This is a genomic window from Enterobacter cloacae complex sp. 372C4, from assembly GCF_050030615.1.
Lineage (GTDB): Bacteria > Pseudomonadota > Gammaproteobacteria > Enterobacterales > Enterobacteriaceae > Enterobacter > Enterobacter intestinihominis.
The window spans coordinates 4,512,395-4,530,635 of sequence record NZ_JBLGUQ010000001.1 but is presented as its reverse complement, the minus strand read 5'-3'; the positions used below and the strand labels follow the sequence as shown (position 1 = coordinate 4,530,635).

General features: G+C 51.5%; 17 protein-coding genes and 4 pseudogenes. 12 read left to right on the top strand and 9 right to left on the bottom strand.

Features of this window, described 5'->3' with window-relative positions:
• Nucleotides 1–2 precede the first annotated feature (2 nt).
• From ACQG11_RS22015 to dbpA, 11 genes and pseudogenes are all read left to right on the top strand, one after another.
• Nucleotides 3–695: a hypothetical protein gene (locus tag ACQG11_RS22015; RefSeq protein ID WP_426728829.1), complete on the top strand. Its 693-nt coding sequence runs from the start codon at nucleotides 3–5 to the stop codon at nucleotides 693–695.
• Nucleotides 694–2,379: pseudogene (locus tag ACQG11_RS22010) on the top strand (type VI secretion system Vgr family protein); the annotation flags it as partial. The gene ACQG11_RS22015 and the pseudogene ACQG11_RS22010, both read left to right, overlap by 2 nt.
• Before the next feature lie 2 nt (nucleotides 2,380–2,381).
• Nucleotides 2,382–2,477 (top strand): annotated as a pseudogene (locus tag ACQG11_RS22005) (type VI secretion system lipoprotein TssJ); the annotation flags it as partial.
• 4 nt (nucleotides 2,478–2,481) lie between these two features.
• Nucleotides 2,482–2,796 (top strand): annotated as a pseudogene (locus tag ACQG11_RS22000) (type VI secretion system Vgr family protein); the annotation flags it as partial.
• 827 nt (nucleotides 2,797–3,623) lie between these two features.
• Nucleotides 3,624–4,079 (top strand): type VI secretion system baseplate subunit TssE, encoded by a 456-nt coding sequence (gene tssE, locus ACQG11_RS21995; RefSeq protein WP_022648267.1) that lies wholly within the window; start codon nucleotides 3,624–3,626, stop codon nucleotides 4,077–4,079.
• A gap of 23 nt (nucleotides 4,080–4,102) precedes the next feature.
• The gene (locus tag ACQG11_RS21990) at nucleotides 4,103–5,434 is read left to right on the top strand and encodes a VasL domain-containing protein (protein ID WP_426728828.1); all 1,332 of its coding nucleotides are present in this window, start codon (nucleotides 4,103–4,105) and stop codon (nucleotides 5,432–5,434) included.
• Nucleotides 5,435–5,459: 25 nt separating this feature from the next.
• A complete protein-coding gene (locus ACQG11_RS21985; RefSeq protein WP_150311733.1) occupies nucleotides 5,460–5,948 on the top strand; it encodes a hypothetical protein in 489 nt (162 codons plus the stop codon).
• A 314-nt stretch (nucleotides 5,949–6,262) separates the two neighbouring features.
• Complete coding sequence (locus tag ACQG11_RS21980) at nucleotides 6,263–7,393, top strand: methyl-accepting chemotaxis protein (protein WP_022648264.1); 1,131 nt, start codon at nucleotides 6,263–6,265, stop codon at nucleotides 7,391–7,393.
• A 90-nt stretch (nucleotides 7,394–7,483) separates the two neighbouring features.
• Complete coding sequence (zntB, locus tag ACQG11_RS21975; RefSeq protein ID WP_045308186.1) at nucleotides 7,484–8,467, top strand: zinc transporter ZntB; 984 nt, start codon at nucleotides 7,484–7,486, stop codon at nucleotides 8,465–8,467.
• 281 nt (nucleotides 8,468–8,748) lie between these two features.
• Complete coding sequence (locus ACQG11_RS21970; protein ID WP_369702450.1) at nucleotides 8,749–8,895, top strand: hypothetical protein; 147 nt, start codon at nucleotides 8,749–8,751, stop codon at nucleotides 8,893–8,895.
• 57 nt (nucleotides 8,896–8,952) lie between these two features.
• On the top strand, nucleotides 8,953–10,326 hold the full coding sequence (gene dbpA / locus ACQG11_RS21965; protein ID WP_045308185.1) for an ATP-dependent RNA helicase DbpA: 1,374 nt from the start codon (nucleotides 8,953–8,955) through the stop codon (nucleotides 10,324–10,326).
• Nucleotides 10,327–10,369: 43 nt separating this feature from the next.
• On the opposite strand, the gene ttcA is transcribed toward dbpA, so the two are convergent.
• The 8 genes and pseudogenes from ttcA to ACQG11_RS21925 form a co-directional block, all read right to left on the bottom strand.
• The gene (gene ttcA, locus ACQG11_RS21960) at nucleotides 10,370–11,305 is read right to left on the bottom strand and encodes a tRNA 2-thiocytidine(32) synthetase TtcA (protein WP_032609308.1); all 936 of its coding nucleotides are present in this window, start codon (nucleotides 11,303–11,305) and stop codon (nucleotides 10,370–10,372) included.
• Nucleotides 11,306–11,354: 49 nt separating this feature from the next.
• A complete protein-coding gene (locus tag ACQG11_RS21955; protein ID WP_426728827.1) occupies nucleotides 11,355–12,593 on the bottom strand; it encodes an Arm DNA-binding domain-containing protein in 1,239 nt (412 codons plus the stop codon).
• A gap of 1 nt (nucleotide 12,594) precedes the next feature.
• The gene (gene xisR, locus ACQG11_RS21950; RefSeq protein ID WP_014884030.1) at nucleotides 12,595–12,807 is read right to left on the bottom strand and encodes an excisionase family protein; all 213 of its coding nucleotides are present in this window, start codon (nucleotides 12,805–12,807) and stop codon (nucleotides 12,595–12,597) included.
• A gap of 61 nt (nucleotides 12,808–12,868) precedes the next feature.
• On the bottom strand, nucleotides 12,869–13,111 hold the full coding sequence (locus tag ACQG11_RS21945) for a DUF4060 family protein (RefSeq protein WP_426728826.1): 243 nt from the start codon (nucleotides 13,109–13,111) through the stop codon (nucleotides 12,869–12,871).
• Between the two features lie 38 nt (nucleotides 13,112–13,149).
• Nucleotides 13,150–14,235 carry a RecT family recombinase gene (locus ACQG11_RS21940; RefSeq protein WP_426728825.1) on the bottom strand — a complete coding sequence of 362 codons (1,086 nt, stop codon included), beginning with the start codon at nucleotides 14,233–14,235 and terminating at the stop codon, nucleotides 13,150–13,152.
• Nucleotides 14,236–14,244: 9 nt separating this feature from the next.
• Complete coding sequence (locus ACQG11_RS21935; protein ID WP_426728824.1) at nucleotides 14,245–17,382, bottom strand: RecE family exodeoxyribonuclease; 3,138 nt, start codon at nucleotides 17,380–17,382, stop codon at nucleotides 14,245–14,247.
• A 140-nt stretch (nucleotides 17,383–17,522) separates the two neighbouring features.
• A complete protein-coding gene (locus ACQG11_RS21930; RefSeq protein WP_426728823.1) occupies nucleotides 17,523–17,687 on the bottom strand; it encodes a YdaE family protein in 165 nt (54 codons plus the stop codon).
• Nucleotides 17,680–17,802 (bottom strand): annotated as a pseudogene (locus ACQG11_RS21925) (hypothetical protein); the annotation flags it as partial. The gene ACQG11_RS21930 and the pseudogene ACQG11_RS21925, both read right to left, overlap by 8 nt.
• 87 nt (nucleotides 17,803–17,889) lie before the next feature.
• Here ACQG11_RS21925 and ACQG11_RS21920 point away from each other — a divergent pair.
• On the top strand, nucleotides 17,890–18,090 hold the full coding sequence (locus ACQG11_RS21920; protein ID WP_426728822.1) for a hypothetical protein: 201 nt from the start codon (nucleotides 17,890–17,892) through the stop codon (nucleotides 18,088–18,090).
• Here ACQG11_RS21920 and ACQG11_RS21915 read toward each other — a convergent pair.
• Nucleotides 18,083–18,235, bottom strand: a complete 153-nt coding sequence (locus tag ACQG11_RS21915) for a hypothetical protein (protein WP_426728821.1) — start codon at nucleotides 18,233–18,235, stop codon at nucleotides 18,083–18,085. The genes ACQG11_RS21920 and ACQG11_RS21915 overlap by 8 nt on opposite strands.
• Nucleotides 18,236–18,241: the final 6 nt, after the last annotated feature.

Sequence of the window (18,241 nt, the reverse complement as noted above, 5' to 3'; positions counted from 1 at the left end):
TTATGCATTACAAAATTCATTCTTTACTTTATAGAAAAGATATTTTAACTGCTGTTCAGTTGTTTAAAGAGCTGAGATATTTGATCGATGCTTTGCCCAGTTGGGTTGAGAAGAAAAAAAATTGGTTAATTGCACATCCTTCAAAGAAAATTATAGCCCTAAACGAACTTGGTATTTCTGAAGAAGCATTGGCCTATGTCGATTATTTGATTGTAAATAAGAAGCCTATAAGCATAGTTCTGGCTGATGAAAATGAAGATGATAGTATCATAACCATTTTATATAAAAACACACCATCTATTTCAAATGAAAGATATTTACTCACAGTGACAATTAAGTCATTATCTAGTTATAATGATGTAGATAATTTTGTTTATATATTTAAGGCCATGGTTAATTATAATGGATGGTGCTTTAAATATATACTCCTTGATACAGAGCAATATAGATTCAATCAAAGGGAAGTGTTTGATGATCGATTACCAGTTGGTTGGATGTTATATTTGCCTGTAAGGATAAAACACGAGCATGTTCCATCCGCATATAAAGTATTTGATATCGAAAACAATGCCGGAACCATAGTTGTATCTAAATCAGTGTTTAATGGTAAAGAGCCATTTGATATTACATGCGCAAATAATGTGGAGATAGAACTAGCAGCGAATGGTTTATTACCTTTAATCAAAGGATTGTAACTTTGAATTCAGACTGGAGCGCACCTACCCCCCGCGTGAAATTATCACCCAGTGGCGGGAAACGGATTTGCAGTTCATCCGGCGCATTCTGTCGGAGGTGGGGATTTACTGGCGTACGGAGATGGACGACGTGCGCGGTCTGGATACGTACATCCTGGCTGACAGCCAGCTTCACTACCAGTTTGATGTGCGCCTGCCCTACAGCGAGCTATCGGGTCTGTTCGACGGCGCGGCAGAATCGGTCTGGGATGTGCGGACCTGGCACAGGATTGTCACCGGCACCGTCGCCACGCGGGATTACAACTACCGGACAGCCACCACGCCGATGGATGCGACGGTCAGCGTACGCAGTGATGCAGTGACGACGGGTGAGCACTACCGCTACAAAGCGCCGTACCGGGAAGCAGGCGACGACAGCGACCCGGAGCCGGAAACCGAATCCGGCGCGTTCTACGCCCGGCTTCATCACGAGCAGGAACTCAATAAATCAGCCCGTATCCACCTGTTCAGCAATGCCGCCCACCTTACGCCGGGGCAGGTGCTGGAGCCGCAGGGGGATGTCATTACGGCCCTGAAAGAAGGCGTCGTCCTCACGCTGGTGACCTTCCGGGGAGCGCGGGATTCCCGCCTGCTCGTATCGGTGTGGGGCATGCCTTACACCGAACGGTACTGTTTCCGCCCGACGGAAGTTTCGCGTCCGGAAATCCACGGTACCCTGCCCGCCCACATTGAGAGCCGGGAGAAGAACGATATCTACGCTCACCTGGACGGGCAGGGGCGCTACCGGGTGAAGCCGGACTTCGACAGGGAGGGGACAGAGCCGGGCTATGGCTACCTGTGGCTGCGGATGGCGAAGCCATATGCCGGTGAAACGCTGGGCTGGCATACGCCGCTCACCGACGGGACCGAAGTGGCGATTGCGTACAGCAACGGTGATATTGACCTGCCGTACATCGCGTATGCGCTGCACGACTCTGAACATCCTGACCTCGTGAACCGGGACAACCACACCCGGAACATCCTCCGGACGCCTGCCAACTCAAAATTGCGGATGGAAGACAAGCGCGGTGAGGAGCACATCAGACTCGCCACGGAGTACGGCAAAACGCAGCTCAACAGCGGGCATCTGGTGGACAGCCAGGGGCAGCGTCGCGGGCAGGGCACTGAACTGCGCACCGATGAGTGGGGAACCCTGCGTGCCGGGAAAGGGCTGTTTGTCAGTGCGGATGCGCAGGCGAAGGCGCAGGGTGACGCACTGGACATGGACACCGCGCTGAAGGAAATCGACCGGCTTAACCAGCATCTGCAACAGCTGGAAATGGCGACAGAGCAGGCGCAGGCGCTGAAAGCGGATGTCGACAGCCAGATACGGATGTTCCAACAGCGGCTGAAACCGCTCAATGAGGCGCTGCTGATGTCCGCCCCGGAAGGGATGGCGCTGACCAGCGGTGAGCATCTGCAAATCGCCGCCAGCAAAAACGTCGCCATTAATGCTGGCGGAGATATCAGCACAGGCGCTATGGGCAATCTGACCCTGCTTACCGGAGAGAAGCTGGGGCTCTTTGCCCGTACCGGTCAGCTGAGCGTCAAGTCAGGGGAAGGGCCGGTGGAGGTCCAGGCGCAGAACGCCAACATGCGGCTGTTTGCGGAGAAAAAGTTGACGTTGAGTTCGGCGAGTGACATCGGCGGCTGGTACTAAGCCGGGATGACCTGGACCCGGACAAACCCCGCACGATTGAACTGGGTGATGGCTGGCTCAGCCTCGTGCCGGTGAAGGAGTGACGTGTTGGATAACTGGTTAGCGCTTTTTGACGGACAGACCCGATATTTTCTGGATATCAATGACAGTTCAGTGAAGCCGGATGTTCTGCGCTTTTACGGCAGGGAAGCACTGAGCGAACCATTCCGCTGGGACATTGAGTTCACAACGTTTCAGGCGAACATTCCCCCGGAACAGGTGCTGATGAAATATGCCTCCTTCCGGATGCGGAGCGGCAAAAGTGTGCACGGCATGGTGACCCGTCTGGAATGGCTTTCCACCTCAAAGGACCAGTCTCACTACCTTATCATTCATTTGAATAAGGTAGATTTGGAGGAATATGTTTACTGGAAAGAGGTGAATATAAATGCATAGCTTTATAAAAAAACGTGCTGCTTCATGTTGATATCAGTTTTCTTCTTTTGTGTTTTGCTAATGGTGATTAAGATCATGGCTTATCAAAACGCAATCAAGAATGATTCTATATGGAGTCGAGATAATAAATGCGAACTGACTACTTATATTCCTGACTATCGACCATATGGTGGTATCGGGAGAGTATTACGGTTGTTTTCCAACCAATCTTTTTTGTTATATATGATTCCAATGGGAATAAAATAAAAAGCTCTGCATGGCACTTTTGGCAAGCTCAGTTCTCTGATTCGGTTGCACCAGAATGGCACGGGCAATATGCAATGTATCCAACAAGTGAAGGGTGGGCTGGATGGAAAATTCCAGAGTGTGGTTAACGTTTAAAATGCCAATTCCCTCCGCCCTCTTGGTCAGAATTGACCTGGGAACGCGATTAAGGCAATGAAATAGTATGGGCTATAGCGACTTATTACCGCAAGTACGGTAAGGATCATATCGGTATCCGGTCATACTAATCGCTGATACGGATGAATATAAAATCTTAACAAATGGGTGAATACTGAAAGGTTGCTCTGGCGGCCAGTGTAATGACAAAGACAGGTAAGACCAGGACTCGCTACACCTGAATCAGTCACTGGGCTTAAAGCCGCGAAGGTAATAAGGCGTGAGTCAGCGAATTACATTGCGGCTGGCAGCGTTATAGCAGCTGCAAATAAGCCAGGAATAATGCTGAACCCTACCCGTCAATGTCTAAACAATGGATGCTTTGCAAACGGAATGTGTTTATATAATGACTTATGCCAAAGGGACATAATACGCCATCGCTGTATGAAATGCTGAGCGGCAATTTCTCAGGTGGCTTGAACCTCAACCAGGTCAGCGAACAGAATCAGGTGATTTTATCAGTACTCGATAACATGCAGCGCATCCTCAACTGCCGCGCTGGTACGCTGGCTCACCTGCCAGACTACGGCCTGCCGGATATGACAAAAATCCTCCAGGGGATGCCCGGTACCGCCCATCAGCTGATCACCACACTGTCGGCCGTGTTGCTGAAATATGAGCCGCGCCTGAATCGAATTAACGTGGTGATGCAGGAACAGATTCAGGCCGGTGAGCTTCGCTACGCCATTGACGCGGAGCTGAAGGGGGTCGGGTTAGTTCGATATGGTACGGAATTTATGCCGGAGGGCAGGGTATTAATCCGTCATCTGAAACAACAGCAATACCTCGATGCACGAGCCGCCATCTAGTTATTACTCAGGTTAAAACAGTTATGACAATAAATTCTGAACGCCAACTTAAAACCGGCGGGGATCCGCGCACGCTTGCGGATTACGCTGCCTTGCGCGAAGAAATGAACAAGCTCACCCATCCGGCACGCCCGGATGTGAACTGGCAACACGCGGAAACGCTCTGTCTGTCACTGTTCGGGCATAACGGTGTGGAGCTACAAACGGCTGCCTGGTATACGCTCGCCCGTACGCATCTGGCCGGATTGTACGGTATGAATGAGGGGCTTGCGGTACTTGCTGCACTGGTAGCCCGCCAGTGGGGAAACCTCTGGCCACAGCCTGTCCATGCGCGAATCGAAATCCTCAGTGCACTCAGCAAGCGCCTGCAACAGGTGGTACGAACGCTATCGCTGACGTACGCCGACTTAGGGCAGCTGTATCAGTCTGAAGAGCATCTGAACGCTTTGGGGGACGTCTTGCAGCGTCTGGAACTCAAGCATGCTACTCAGCTTGATGCTCTGCGCACGATGATGCAGAACGCAGCAGTGCGTCTGGAAAAGAGCGAAAATACGGACATGAGTCTGCACGGTGACGCATTGGGTGCTACGGAAATTCACCTCGTCGAACCGACTGAGCGTAGTAAATGGGTTTATGTGGTTGAGCCCGAGCCGGTGCTGAACGTTGGGGTGGTTAAAGAACCTCCGGTGTCGATGAAACCCTGGAAGCCATTTGCTGCTGGTATGTTGACCATGCTGGTGGCAGCCAGTGTCGTCGCAGGAGGATGGCAGATGTTGCATGCGCCAGATTCGGCACAAGCGCAGCTAGCCGCGGCTCTGGCTCCTCTACCTCAAGGGCTATCTACAGGGCAATTAGAGGCGCTGCAACAAACGTCACCGTCACCGGAACCGGGGATTGGCAAGACACAACAGCTGTTAGCGCAGCTTTTACAGTTGAAACCAGACTGGGCAGTGAGCTTCGGCGACCGTCTGGTGCAGCAGGCGCTGACGCTGTGGCCGGAAGAAGCCAAACCCCTGGCGCAATATTGGCAGAAACAGATGAGTATCGCTGCGCTAGCAGATTTAGATCTGAATGGATGGCATCAGGGTATGGCGCAGTTGCAGCAGTTGACGAACAAGCTGAACGCACTGGATGAACAGAAAGGGAAGTACATGACGGTGAGTGAACTGAAATCAGACGTGTTTGCCATGTCGCAGTCATTTAGCCAAACCATACCGCTTGAGGAGCAGCTTCGTCTGCTTTCCACTTTACCTGCCGGGCAACCCCGGTCAGCAGCGCAGCAAAACAAGGTCGAACAACATCTTCAGCAGTTGATTGTCAGCTACGCCCTGCTGAAGCACAAAAAAGAACAATAAGACTGGCGAAAAACACGGAGTTAACATGTCAGCAAGAGAGCGTTTTTTTAAGAAAGTGCAGCAGAATAACGTAAATAAACCGATTCATATTAATTCGGCTGAAGCCGAAGTCAGGGCTTTTTGTCAGCGGATGGATGATCTTGCACAGCAAATTATTGTTTGGTTTGAGGGTTCTGGTATTGAAGTCCTGTTATCCCAAAAGCATATCACCGATTTGAGTACGGTCGGCTACAGCCTCAGTAGCAGTATATGTCGTTATGTCATCACGACTGTCATTCTACGAAATGGAGATCGCAGCGTCAGCATTATGCCAGAACAGATCATCAGGGGATCAGAGAAGGGGTGTATGACAATGTGCATTAATGCCCCCGGCAGTATATCGGGGGAGAGGATATACCATTTAAGCATGGCGCCTGAAACAGGCTGGTATATTCGTCGCGGACATCAAAGTGTTAAAGAGAATGTTCTCATGACGGAGGACTATTTTTTCCAGTCAGTCGACTGTCTGGCCTGAACGTAAGCCAGCCTGGTGGGAGGTCACGGTAACGTAGTTGATATATATTAACTACGTTAACTTATTAAGCATGACTAAACAATGTTGCCCTACGGTACTCCTTCTTAAATAGGTAAGCGCTAATATTTAAGGGGGGGGCGGTAACCAAACTACAAGCTGGATATTTACCGTATATCATGCTTTTTATCTGCCTTAAGCAAAACTGCTCAAATCAAACTGCAAAACAACAAACCAACGACGAACGTGAGGACAAAATACTGTGGCAATGCTATAAACCTTAGAGCCCACAAAAATATAAAGTCGTAGGAAAAACTATGCTTAGAAATATTAGTGTCAGAACCTTCATTGTCTATTTCCTTTTATGTGTGTTTTTGGTAAGTGATGGAGTTATAGCGCTATTTTCAGGGAGTTTTTCGCTTTTTATTGCAGTCATTATCGTACAATGTATCGCCTTAATTTTACTCTGGGCGTATATGACAAAATATCTTGTGACGCCGATCAATACTGTGAAAAAAAGTATTGAAGAAGTGACGTCAGGCAATCTCGGCGTGTCGATCCCTGAATTCGGCAACAACTGTGCGGGACGACTGATCCCGGGCATTAATAGTCTCTCCAGCAACATTGCAACGCTGGTCCGTGAGATCCGCGCCTCCTCGCAAACCGCGATGACCCTGTCAGATCAGCTTTCTTCACGCAGCGCGCAGCTTTCCGTTAAAACAGAACAGCAGTCAGCTTCGCTGGTGCAAACGGCAGCCAGCATGGAAGAGATGGCTGCAAGTACAAAAAATAATGCCGACAATACCCGTTTAGCCAGCGAACAGGCGAATATCGCGACGTTGCAGGCGCGTAAAGGCGGAGAGTTAATGGGGCAGGTCGCGAACAATATGCAATCAATTACCGACTGCGCCCAGCAAATGACAGAGATTATCTCGCTGATTGACGGTATCGCTTTCCAAACCAATATACTGGCGCTTAATGCTGCCGTTGAAGCGGCAAGAGCGGGCGACCATGGTAAAGGATTTTCAGTAGTCGCCGGTGAGGTCAGAAGCCTGGCGCATCGTAGCGCCGAAGCGGCAAAAAATATTAAGTCATTGATTGAAGTCACCAGCCATAACGTGACGCAGGGCGTTAACGTAGTCTCTGAAGCTGAAAAAAACATGCACGACATCGTTACCGGCTCGGGCAACGTCAGCAGACTGATGGATGAAATTTCCGCCTCAACATCGGAACAAGAAAAAGGGATTTCACAAATCACGCTGGCATTGTCAGAGCTGGAACGCGTAACACAGAGCAATGTGTCGATGGTTGAAGAACTGAACGGTTCGTCAGATGTGTTGCGCAATCAGGTGATTGAACTTCAGACACGAACACGTAATTTCCGTCTGAAGAACGAGTACCAGGCTGATAATGCGTTAATAAGCCGCGAATGGGTGGTGAATTCCTGAGCATATTCAGGATGATGCCTCACATAATTATTGCTTAACCCTCGACGAAAGCTAGACTGACACCGAAAGAGATAAATCGGTGGAGGCGCTGTGGAGAGCATTAAAGGGTCTGAAGTTAACGTACCTGACGCGGTTTTTGCATGGGTACTTGATGGGCGCGGGGGCGCAAGGCCGCTTGAAGATCAGGATCACATCGACAACGAACACCCATGCTGGCTGCACCTCAACTACACGCACCCGGACAGCGCCGAGTGGCTCGCGTCCACGCCGCTATTGCCCAACAACGTTCGGGATGCGCTGGCGGGAGAAAGTCTCAGACCTCGCGTCAGCCGGATGGGTGAGGGGACGTTAATAACACTGCGTTGCATAAACGGCAGTACGGATGAGCGTCCGGATCAGCTGGTGGCAATGCGTGTCTACATGAATGAACGATTGATTGTTTCCACCCGTCAGCGAAAAGTGCTGGCGCTGGATGACGTCATTAACGATCTGAAAGAGGGCACGGGGCCTACGGATTGCGGAAGCTGGCTGGTGGATGTATGTGATGCGCTGACCGATCATGCCAGCGAGTTTATTGAAGAACTCCACGATAAAATCATCGATCTGGAAGACAACCTGCTCGATCAGCAAATTCCCCCACGTGGTTTTCTGGCGTTGTTGCGAAAACAGCTTATTGTTATGCGCCGCTATATGACCCCGCAGCGCGACGTCTATGCGAGACTGGCCAGCGAACGCATGAGCTGGATGAATGACGATCAGCGTCGCAGAATGCAGGATATTGCTGACCGGCTGGGACGTGGTCTGGACGAAATTGATTCGTGTATCGCCAGAACGGCGGTCATGGCGGATGAGATAGCACAGGTGATGCAGGAGTCATTAGCCAGGAGAACCTATACCATGTCGCTGATGGCGATGGTCTTTTTGCCAAGTACGTTCTTAACCGGGTTGTTTGGCGTCAATCTTGGGGGGATCCCCGGCGGTGAATATCACTATGGCTTCACCACGTTTTGCATCATGTTAGTGGTTTTGATTGGGGGTGTTGCATGGTGGTTGCATCGTAGTAAATGGCTGTAAATTTACGCATTTTCTAATGCAGCGACTGCTTCAAAACGACATTTTAATTGAGCGAAGTCAATAAACTTAGACCATGTTAGGTGCAATATTACTCCCGCAGGTGAATGCAACGTCAAGCGATGGGCGTTGCGCTCCATATTGTCTTACTTCCTTTTTTTGAATTACTGCATAGCACAATTGATTCGTACGACGCCGACTTCATAGTCGGCTTTTTTTTGCCTCCTGTTTATCTGCGTCTACCCTTTAGGGGTAAGCACCCTAATCTGGAGGGAAAGATGAGTATGCTACTTGCCTTGCAACGCCTGAACACATGGCAGTCCGATCCGGTGCCCACCGATCCGACCCCAATTCCCGATCCCATCCCGCGTCCGCAGCCGATGCCGGATCCGCCACCGGACGAAGAACCGATTAAATTGTCGCATCGTTAGCGGAGATCTGCGAGGATACGCGCCATCTGACTGCAATCATTACCATGAGAGTATATTGTGACCGCTTTTTCCACGCTGAACGTTCTGCCTGAAGCCCAACTGACAAACCTGAATGAGTTGGGTTACCTCACTATGACCCCTGTCCAGGCCGCCGCGCTGCCGGCTATCCTTGAAGGCCGGGATGTGCGCGTGCAGGCGAAAACCGGTAGTGGAAAAACGGCTGCATTTGGACTCGGCCTGTTGCAGCATATTGATGCAACCCTGTTTCAGACCCAGTCCCTGATACTCTGCCCGACGCGCGAGCTGGCCGACCAGGTCGCGGGTGAGCTGCGTCGTCTGGCGCGTTTTTTGCCTAACACTAAAATTTTAACGCTCTGCGGCGGGCAACCGTTCGGTGCGCAGCGCGATTCCCTTCAACACGCGCCGCATATCATTGTGGCAACGCCGGGCCGTCTGCTCGATCACCTGCAAAAAGGCACCGTTTCACTCGATGCACTGCAAACGCTGGTGATGGATGAAGCTGACCGCATGTTGGATATGGGATTCAGCGATGCGATTAACGACGTGATCCGCTTTGCGCCCGCCACACGTCAGACGCTGCTTTTTTCTGCCACCTGGCCAGAGGCGATTGCGGCGATCAGCGGGCGCGTGCAGAAGAACCCGCTGACCATTGAAATCGATACTGTCGATGCGTTACCAGCGATTGAGCAGCAGTTCTTCGAGACGTCGCAGCAGGGCAAAATTCCACTGCTGCAAAAATTGCTTAGCCAACACCAGCCAGCGTCCTGCGTGGTGTTCTGTAATACCAAAAAAGATTGTCAGGCGGTGTGCGATGCCCTGAATGATGCCGGACAGAGCGCATTATCGCTGCATGGCGATCTGGAGCAGCGCGATCGCGATCAGACGCTGGTGCGTTTCGCTAACGGCAGCGCTCGCGTGCTGGTTGCAACGGATGTGGCGGCTCGTGGCCTGGATATTAAATCGCTTGAGCTAGTGGTGAATTTCGAACTGGCATGGGATCCGGAAGTGCATGTCCACCGCATCGGGCGTACCGCGCGTGCGGGTAACAGTGGTCTCGCCATCAGCTTCTGCGCGCCTGAAGAGGCGCAGCGCGCTAATATTCTTGCGGAAATGCTGCAACTGAAACTCAACTGGGTGAATGCCCCCGGTAATATCAGCATCGCTCCGCTGGCGGCGGAAATGGCCACCCTGTGCATCGACGGCGGTAAAAAAGCCAAAATGCGTCCCGGTGACGTTCTGGGGGCGTTAACAGGGGATATTGGTCTCGACGGGGCAGATATTGGCAAGATCACGGTCCATCCTGCACATGTCTACGTAGCAGTTCGCCAGTCGGTTGCGCATAAGGCCTGGAAACAGTTGCAGGGCGGGAAGATTAAAGGGAAAACCTGCCGCGTTCGGCTGCTGAAGTAAGGGAAAAAAGCGTCTCAGAAGCACTGTCTGAGACGCAGTCAGGTTATTTCACTTCCACCACGTTCAGGCGCAGTTCATCGAATTGCGCATCCTCTTCCTCTGGCTGCCAGCCAGCAGGCTGCATCGGGATCTCTTCGCGGTCAAACGCCAGATCCCCGCCATTCACTACCTCTGAACCGTGGTTAATCCCTTTGAAATCGAACAGTTCAACATCGGCGAGGTGCGAAGGCACCACGTTCTGCATGGCGCTGAACATGGTTTCAATGCGACCCGGATAGCGTTTATCCCAGTCACGCAGCATGTCGCCAATGACCTGACGTTGCAGGTTCGGCTGTGAACCGCACAGATTGCACGGAATGATAGGGAAGGCTTTGGCCTGAGAGAAACGCTCAATGTCTTTCTCGCGGCAGTAGGCGAGTGGGCGGATCACGATGTGTTTGCCGTCGTCACTCATCAGCTTCGGTGGCATTCCCTTCATTTTGCCGCCGTAGAACATATTCAGAAACAGTGTTTGAAGAATGTCGTCCCGGTGATGACCAAGCGCAATCTTGGTGGCGCCCAGTTCGGTTGCGGTGCGGTACAGAATGCCGCGACGCAAACGTGAGCAAAGCGAGCAGGTCGTTTTGCCCTCCGGGATCTTCTCTTTTACAATGCCGTAGGTATTCTCTTCTACGATTTTGTACTCAACGCCCAGGTTCTCAAGGTACTCCGGCAGGATATGCTCCGGGAATCCTGGCTGTTTTTGATCGAGGTTAACCGCGACCAGGGAAAAGTTCACCGGTGCGCTTTGCTGTAGATTGCGCAGGATCTCCAGCATGGTGTAGCTGTCTTTACCGCCCGACAGGCAGACCATGATGCGATCGCCTTCTTCAATCATGTTGAAGTCTGCAATGGCTTCGCCCACGTTACGGCGCAGTCGCTTTTGCAGTTTATTCAGGTTGTACTGTTCTTTCTTTGTATTTGATTGATTTTCTTGCATTTATTACTACCTTCGGAGCCAGTAGGGGCATAATAGGGGCAAAAATTTTTCAGCGTGCGAGCTTATCGTTAAGCATCAGCACCTGTTCGCCATTCATTTCTTCAATCCACGCACCGTAGACTTCATAAACCATTTGCGCGTTTTCATGCCCCATCTGGCTGGCTATGAAAGACGGGTTAGCGCCGGCAGATAACAGCCAGCAAGCAAAAGTATGCCGCGTATGGTACGGATTCCGGCGGCGAATACCAGCACGTTTTACAGCTGCGTTGAATCTCGCACCTATGCTCGATAAAGAGTAGTAGGCTTTCTGTTCTCCCTTGCGCATCCGGGGTATGAAAACGAATCGCAGACTTTGATGTTCCACTGCGCCATACTCGCGATGATTAAAGACAATTTCGGTTTTAGGCTGCAGCGCCGTCAGCTTGCGCTGTGCTTTCAAGGCTTCAAGTGCTGGCTCTAAAAGGGTGATAACCCGTTTACCTGCTTCGGTTTTTGGTGGGCCGAACATGCCCAAGGCATTAAGATTGCGCTGTATATGAGCCGTACCTTTTTCCCAGTCAATATCTTCCCAGGCAAGGGCTGCGAGCTCTCCATGACGGACACCTGTATAAACTGCGAACGTCCACATATTGAGGCTTTGGCCACGCTCGGATTCCGCAAGCAAACTAAACTCCTGCTTCGTTAAAGGATCCGGTTTTACTTTCCCTTTGTGTAATTTCTTGATCCCTTCGAAGGGCTTACCACTGATAAAGCCTGATTTGTGTGCAAACCGAAGAAGGGAGCAAAGTAGCGATATATAGTTATTCACGGTACGCACAGTGCGTCCCTGTTTGTTGCTTCTGGGATTTGCCAGGTAAAGTGTCTCACCGTTCAACAGTTCCTTTCTGTATTTCAGAATGTCGCTGTGGCGTATAGTTGAAACCGGCGTGTCTTCGTTAATGATGTGCATTAACGTACCAAGTTGTGAGCGCGTCTTACGCATCGTATTCGCGCTAATTTCTGTTTCTTTAATGTTCGTCCACAGTCCACACAGCTCTGAAAAGGTTTGAACTGAAACAGTGGTTACGGTTTTCTTTGCTTTGGAAGATGAAGGAAAGCGCTGGTGGTAATCAAACTCTCCAAGGTTGATCTCGCTAACGATCACAGCCCGAAGATTCCCGGCTTTTTTGATGTTCGCCGGGGTGTTAATCCAACCTTTTAGAATTTCGCGGCAACGCTTTCCCCGGTACATAAACCAGATACAAATCTTATTGTTTCTGATTTCGACACCTGTAGGCAAAGCTGTCATCTTACGCATCCCTTATTAACTGATTAATTCTCGGATAGTTATACCAGGTTGTGCCACGCAAGGTTTTTTCGCCAGAAGGAGAAACCCGTTTAAAATGGACACCTTCCACCCAACAGCCCTGGCGATACTTCTCAATCTGTCGTTCGGTCAGGCCTGTTTTTTCTGTGAGCCTTGCGCCAACAACCCATTCTTCGTTAAAAATTACCTGCGACATGGTTCACCTCAGGTAACCGGCAGTATAGATATGCCGGTCTGTAGTCGTTGATATTTCAGTTTCAGTTTGCCTGGCCGGGCAGGGAACGCAGTCGACGCATGCCGGTCATTGCTGTGGCCACGTAGCTTGCCTTGCAGTTGACCACTTCAACCCAGACCTTTACGCCTTCCACTCTCACCGTATAGGTCTCTTTCATCTTGCTGCGCCCATAGTCGCCGTATCTTTGCTGGTGGGCTGCGAGTGCGATTTCACATGCTTGGCGAGCCAAAGGGGATTGCTTACTGCCTCGTTTAATCAGTCGCATTTCTTCTCCTTGAGGGAGGGTTTCCCCTCCCGATCTCGTTAGTCCACGTATTCCGGTTTCATATCCGCCAGGGTGATGCTGAACTGACCATGCAGTTCGTCGCCCAGGTGACGCTTTGAAGATGCCAGTACGCGCTCGGCCTCCGCGAACCGTTCGGCGGCATTCGGCTCGTCAGGCTGGGGCAGGGAGTTAATAGCGGCCTCAACCTTGTTGCGTGCGTCCACCAGGTAATAACGCTTCACGGCCTTGTTTTTCAGCTCAGTGAACAGAGCAGAGCCCAGCGTTACTTTCACGGTTTCAATATCTGCTCGCAGTGCTTTAGCGCTATCCACATCCTGAGCCGCCTCGATACGGTCGCGGAAATCATCAGCAAGCGCATCGATGTTTTGAACTGATTCCTGAGCCGTTTGAGTCGTAGTGACGTTGTCACCTGAATTGTCTGCAAGACTAATGTGCTGCGCCGGTGCCGGGTTTACCTCTCGTTCTTCACGGCGATCATCGAGTTCATCCGGGGTGTAAACGCCCAGAATCACATCCGGGCAGAACAGTCTCGCCCAGCGTTTAACGGCCAGGTACGCCAGCTGCTGGCGAGGATCGTCTGCCCACAGGGTAGAGTTTCTGGTGCGGGCCTGAGCCAGCAGTAAATCAAGTTCCCTCGGCTGATCTTCGCCTTTCAGGGTTGCGCGGATAATAATGCCGATCCCGGCTTCGTCAGCCAGGGTCCAGCCCGGGACGCGGTACTCGCCTTTGTCGCCTTTGCGGATATGGAATTTTCCAACGACCTTTTCCCATGGCCCATACCATTCATATTCAAACCGGCTGGCCAGCACGCCGCTGCGTGAAATGACGGCATTAACGAGCTGCGCTTCATACCCGAGCACACCGTTAATCAGGTGCGTCTTCTGCGCCACGGCAAAGGGATTCATCTGCCACTGTGCCGCTTGCATCGCTACAGCCATGCAGTCGGCCTGATTGCCCTGCAGGTGTTTAGGAACGGTGGCGGTGCCCTGCGCCATAATCTGCGCGAACGTGCTGATGGCGTTCAGATACTGGGAATCGAACAAAGCCACGTTGGAGTTAATAACGGTGTTCTGGTCAGCAACGGTAACGTTTGTGTTATGCATAAATCCCCCTTAAGCCTGAGCGCGCAGCGCTTCGAGGCGGCGCATGTCAAAGTCGTTCAGTTCGTCGGTGTAATCATCGATGATCGGAGCTGGCCATTCCCCGGTGTCGAAGCCGGTTGCGACGGCGCGCATCATTTTGCGGTACTCGAGCATGCCCAGTTCCAGCAGTTCAGTGGACGCCTCGATGATGGCGATCCAGTGGTAGTTCTCGTCTTTGTTGACGAAAATCCAGAAGAACTGGTCCAGCGCCGCGGTCTCGCAATACATAGCCGCACTGAGGTGGTAGTCCCGGTCAATGATTTCCCGATGCAGTCTGGCGCGCAGGGTTTCCTGCTTCACATTCCACATGCTGATGGTTTTCAGGTCAGCACCGATGCGCACGCCGTCCAGTTCAATTTCGAGGTCAGGGCGTACACGCACTTCCAATCCGGTTTCGTCGTCGAAACCGAAGTAGCTCACTTCTACGGCGCGGCTTGGATGTGTCAGCAGCATGCCCGCGGTCGGGTGCGCCAGTAGTGCGGACTGAATTGCTCGCGCGGTGGCCAACTGCTGGCGGGTAACCACAATCTTTTCGCCAGGGTTGTCGCGCCAGGCATCCAACAGTTCGTCGGCAAATATGGCATCGGGCTTAACCGACTTAACTGCCTGGATCATGTCTGCTTTGCTGCCGGATACTTTCAGCGGCGTCGGTTTCTGCGCTTCCTGTGCCACCAAATCAGGATTGATGATCGCTAATTGCTCGAGTAACGCATCACGGCTGCCGCTGGTTTTAACTGGTACGGGCAGGGTGGCGTTGTACTCTTTAATGCATGCCTTCATTGCCGTTGCTGTCTGCTTCTGGCCTTCATCAATACGCTGGTACTCAACTGGGAGAGCCATATAGCTTTGAGCCGTTTCTTCCAGGCTCGCGCCAAGCGGCACTGGAGCGGGAAGGGATGCGTTATGTTGTTCAAGCAGCGCTTTGATCTCGTCAGCACTCAGCAGTGCCGGCAGGCTGGCGTTGTACGCGTCGATGAACTCGCGCAGAGTTGCGGTGGTCGTAAACGCACCTTCAGGGATCTCCGGTTCTACGCTGAACTCTGCTTCGAGGTTTTCCGGCTGCAGTGCAAGGGCGTGCACCAGATTTCCCATATCCAGCACTTTGGATGCTGTGCGCGGGATGGTTTTAGCCACATGGCGCGCGTTGAAGTACATCAGACTGACGCGGGCATCTTTTACCTGGGTTGAGCTAATACCGTTTGCTGCGTGATAAACATCATTCGGCAGACCTTCGTAGCGGCCAGGCTCGAAGTAAGCCGGGTATTCGATTACGGGCTCTGACTGCTGCTCTTCCGGCGCTATGGAATCTGTCTGCGTATTAGCTGCATCAGTACTTTCGCGCGGTGATATCGAACCAACATCTTCGTCTTTCTCTGGCTTAGCCGTTTCCATCTGCACATCGCTGGTGGTCTCCGCTGTGTTTCCCGTTTTTTCGACTTCATTTGAGGAGGTATTGATGACCGGTTCGGTATTTCCATCCATCAGGCCATCGATGGAGAACACGCCGCTACCGAGATTTTCAATCTGCGGTTGTGAAACTGGAGCTTCGGTCTCAACAGCCGGAGTAGACAGCGGCAGTAACTCCACAGCAGAGTTAAACTCAGCCGTCATGGTTTTATTCACAAATTCAAGATGAGCCGCTGGCGTGTGATGAATGTTCTCTGGTGCAATGCGGATCAGATTGAAGATTGCCGCACGGTTCACCGCCAGTATGCCGGGCTGATTACGCAGGATGGCGCTCCATGATTTCCATGGTTCTTCTTTCTTCGCCACGATTTCTTTGGCACGTCGTAACACGCTCGAAGGAATTTCGAAGTGGTGGAAGTCCATAGGCAGTAGGGCACATGCGATCTCAAGATCGAGAGTGTCCAGAGTGTGATGCGCGCCTGCGCCACGATCCGTTACATACCCACCGTCGGCATTGGTACCAGAATCGGTGCGCTGAACATTACTGATGCGATTACCGGCTGCCCACTCGCGAACGAGAATTCCGCGGTCAATATAATCAGTCGCCGCCCAGATGCGGGTAAAACGAAGTACCAGAGCGATTTCGTGACGCTTCTCCTGGCTGAACACCTTGCGAATGGCGTCGGTGTAGCGCCATAGGTCTTTGGTATCGTAACCCTTAACCTCTTCGCAGTTTTCTCCCGCCAGCAGCAGGTTCTGGACATAGCCGTTGTCAGTGTCCATCTCCAGCGCGCTGATACCTTCGAATTCTTCGCGAGTTAAGTGGTGGCGCAGTTCGTTGGCGGTGAACTGGGCGAGTAGCTGCTTCCGGAACGGCATACGGACGACTGGATAACGTGTGGTTTCGTCATCATTCTCGTCAATCTGGATACCGTGATCAGGTTCTGGATCCTGACAAGTTGTAACGTCGGCGTCGCTGGTGCTTTCTGATTTGAGCAGAGAAAGCTTTCCGCCTCTCCACTCTGCCACTAACTGATTGCGGTCGCCGGCATCTGCTCTCGCCCAGTCAGCCATGAATGCAGCGATAATTTCAGTTTCGTGCGCTTCATCTGGCGCGAAGACCTGCTTAATCGCCTGAACCAGTTTCCACTCAGCGTTCAGGCTGAGTTCGGCAACTTCTGGAATGCCGTTTTTCGCCAGCAGTAGGTTCTGGAGATAGGTGTTGCCTTCATCCACTGACATTTCGCTGGCAGCCAGCTGCTGATCTTTAGTGATATGTGACTGGTATTTGTCGCTGGTCAGGTGGACGGCAAAACGGACCGCTGGAGTGCGGTTTTCAAGCGGGACATTGTCGACGGTAGTTTCGACTTTAACGGTCGTTTCCGGTGCGGTAGTGTTGTCCACTGGTCCAGTAAACTCAGCACCAGCCTTTGGCAGCCAGGTGCGTCCATCGTCCTGCAGTTCGTAGCGTTTGCACCAGGTGTAATCCACGATGCTTTCTTCCGGGAGGTCGTTATACACCGGGAAATCGGTGCGAACCGGTTTGGCGTAATCCTTACCGCGGCCGGTTTCAATACCAGCATCTTCCAGCTCAACATCGAGCTGCAGGTTGGCACGGGCTTCAGATTTCGCAGTGAACCAAATCACTGCATTTTCTTTGCCTGATTTCTGCGTAGCCTTAACTACATAGAAAAATTCCATGTGAGATCCTCTTTTTTGGATGTAAGATCCCCGGGCCAGAGATAGCGCCCATTGGGTGAACTTTGGTTTTTTAAGTAGTTTTCCGGTGTAACTTTGGTCGGGAGCACCGGACGTACGGGCCGCCTTGCGCGGCTTTTACGTTATGCCTCGTGTGCCATCTGGTCGTACGAAGCACAACGTTCAGAGCAGTATTCTTTTTCTTTGCGCGCCAGCTGTGTGCCGTTGCTATAGAGAAGGGTACTTTTTACTACTTCCTCCGGTTCAACCGGCTTGCCGCAGTACCCGCATTTCGTTGAGTTACACATCTGGATTCCCCTTTTGCGCTAGCAGGTAGCATAAGCGGCGAAGAATCACTTCGAAGAAGTTAAGTTTTACGGCTTGCTGCCGTCTTGGTTTGCGTGCGAAATCAATCATATCGATCTCCTTGTTATGCCTGTCTTTTCACCACTTCAGGCTCGGTGGTATGCTGGTAGTTCTCACACATCCAGCAAAGGAAAAACAAAATTTATGAACGTTTTTCAGGAAGGAAGAACAGTTGAGTCTGTTGCTTATGACCTTGCTCTTACCCTCGCCGCAAAAGATCCATTAGTTACTTCACCTGATAGCCTCCTAAAGCGCATTTCTGATTTGCTGCCAGAGTGCAGGGAAGTTACTAAGAAACTCTATTCGGCTGAACAACCACCAATCACCTTTAATCCATTTAAATAAGCGAAGCTAGGGCAGTTCTTAGAGCTGCTCTTCGCAAAGCTTCATAATCAGCCCATTCGCCTTTCACAAATTCTTCACTGAAATGTTCGTTGATTGCCGCTAGGGCCGCGTCAGCAGCCAGAATTATCCTGCTGTTGCTTTCCATTACAGG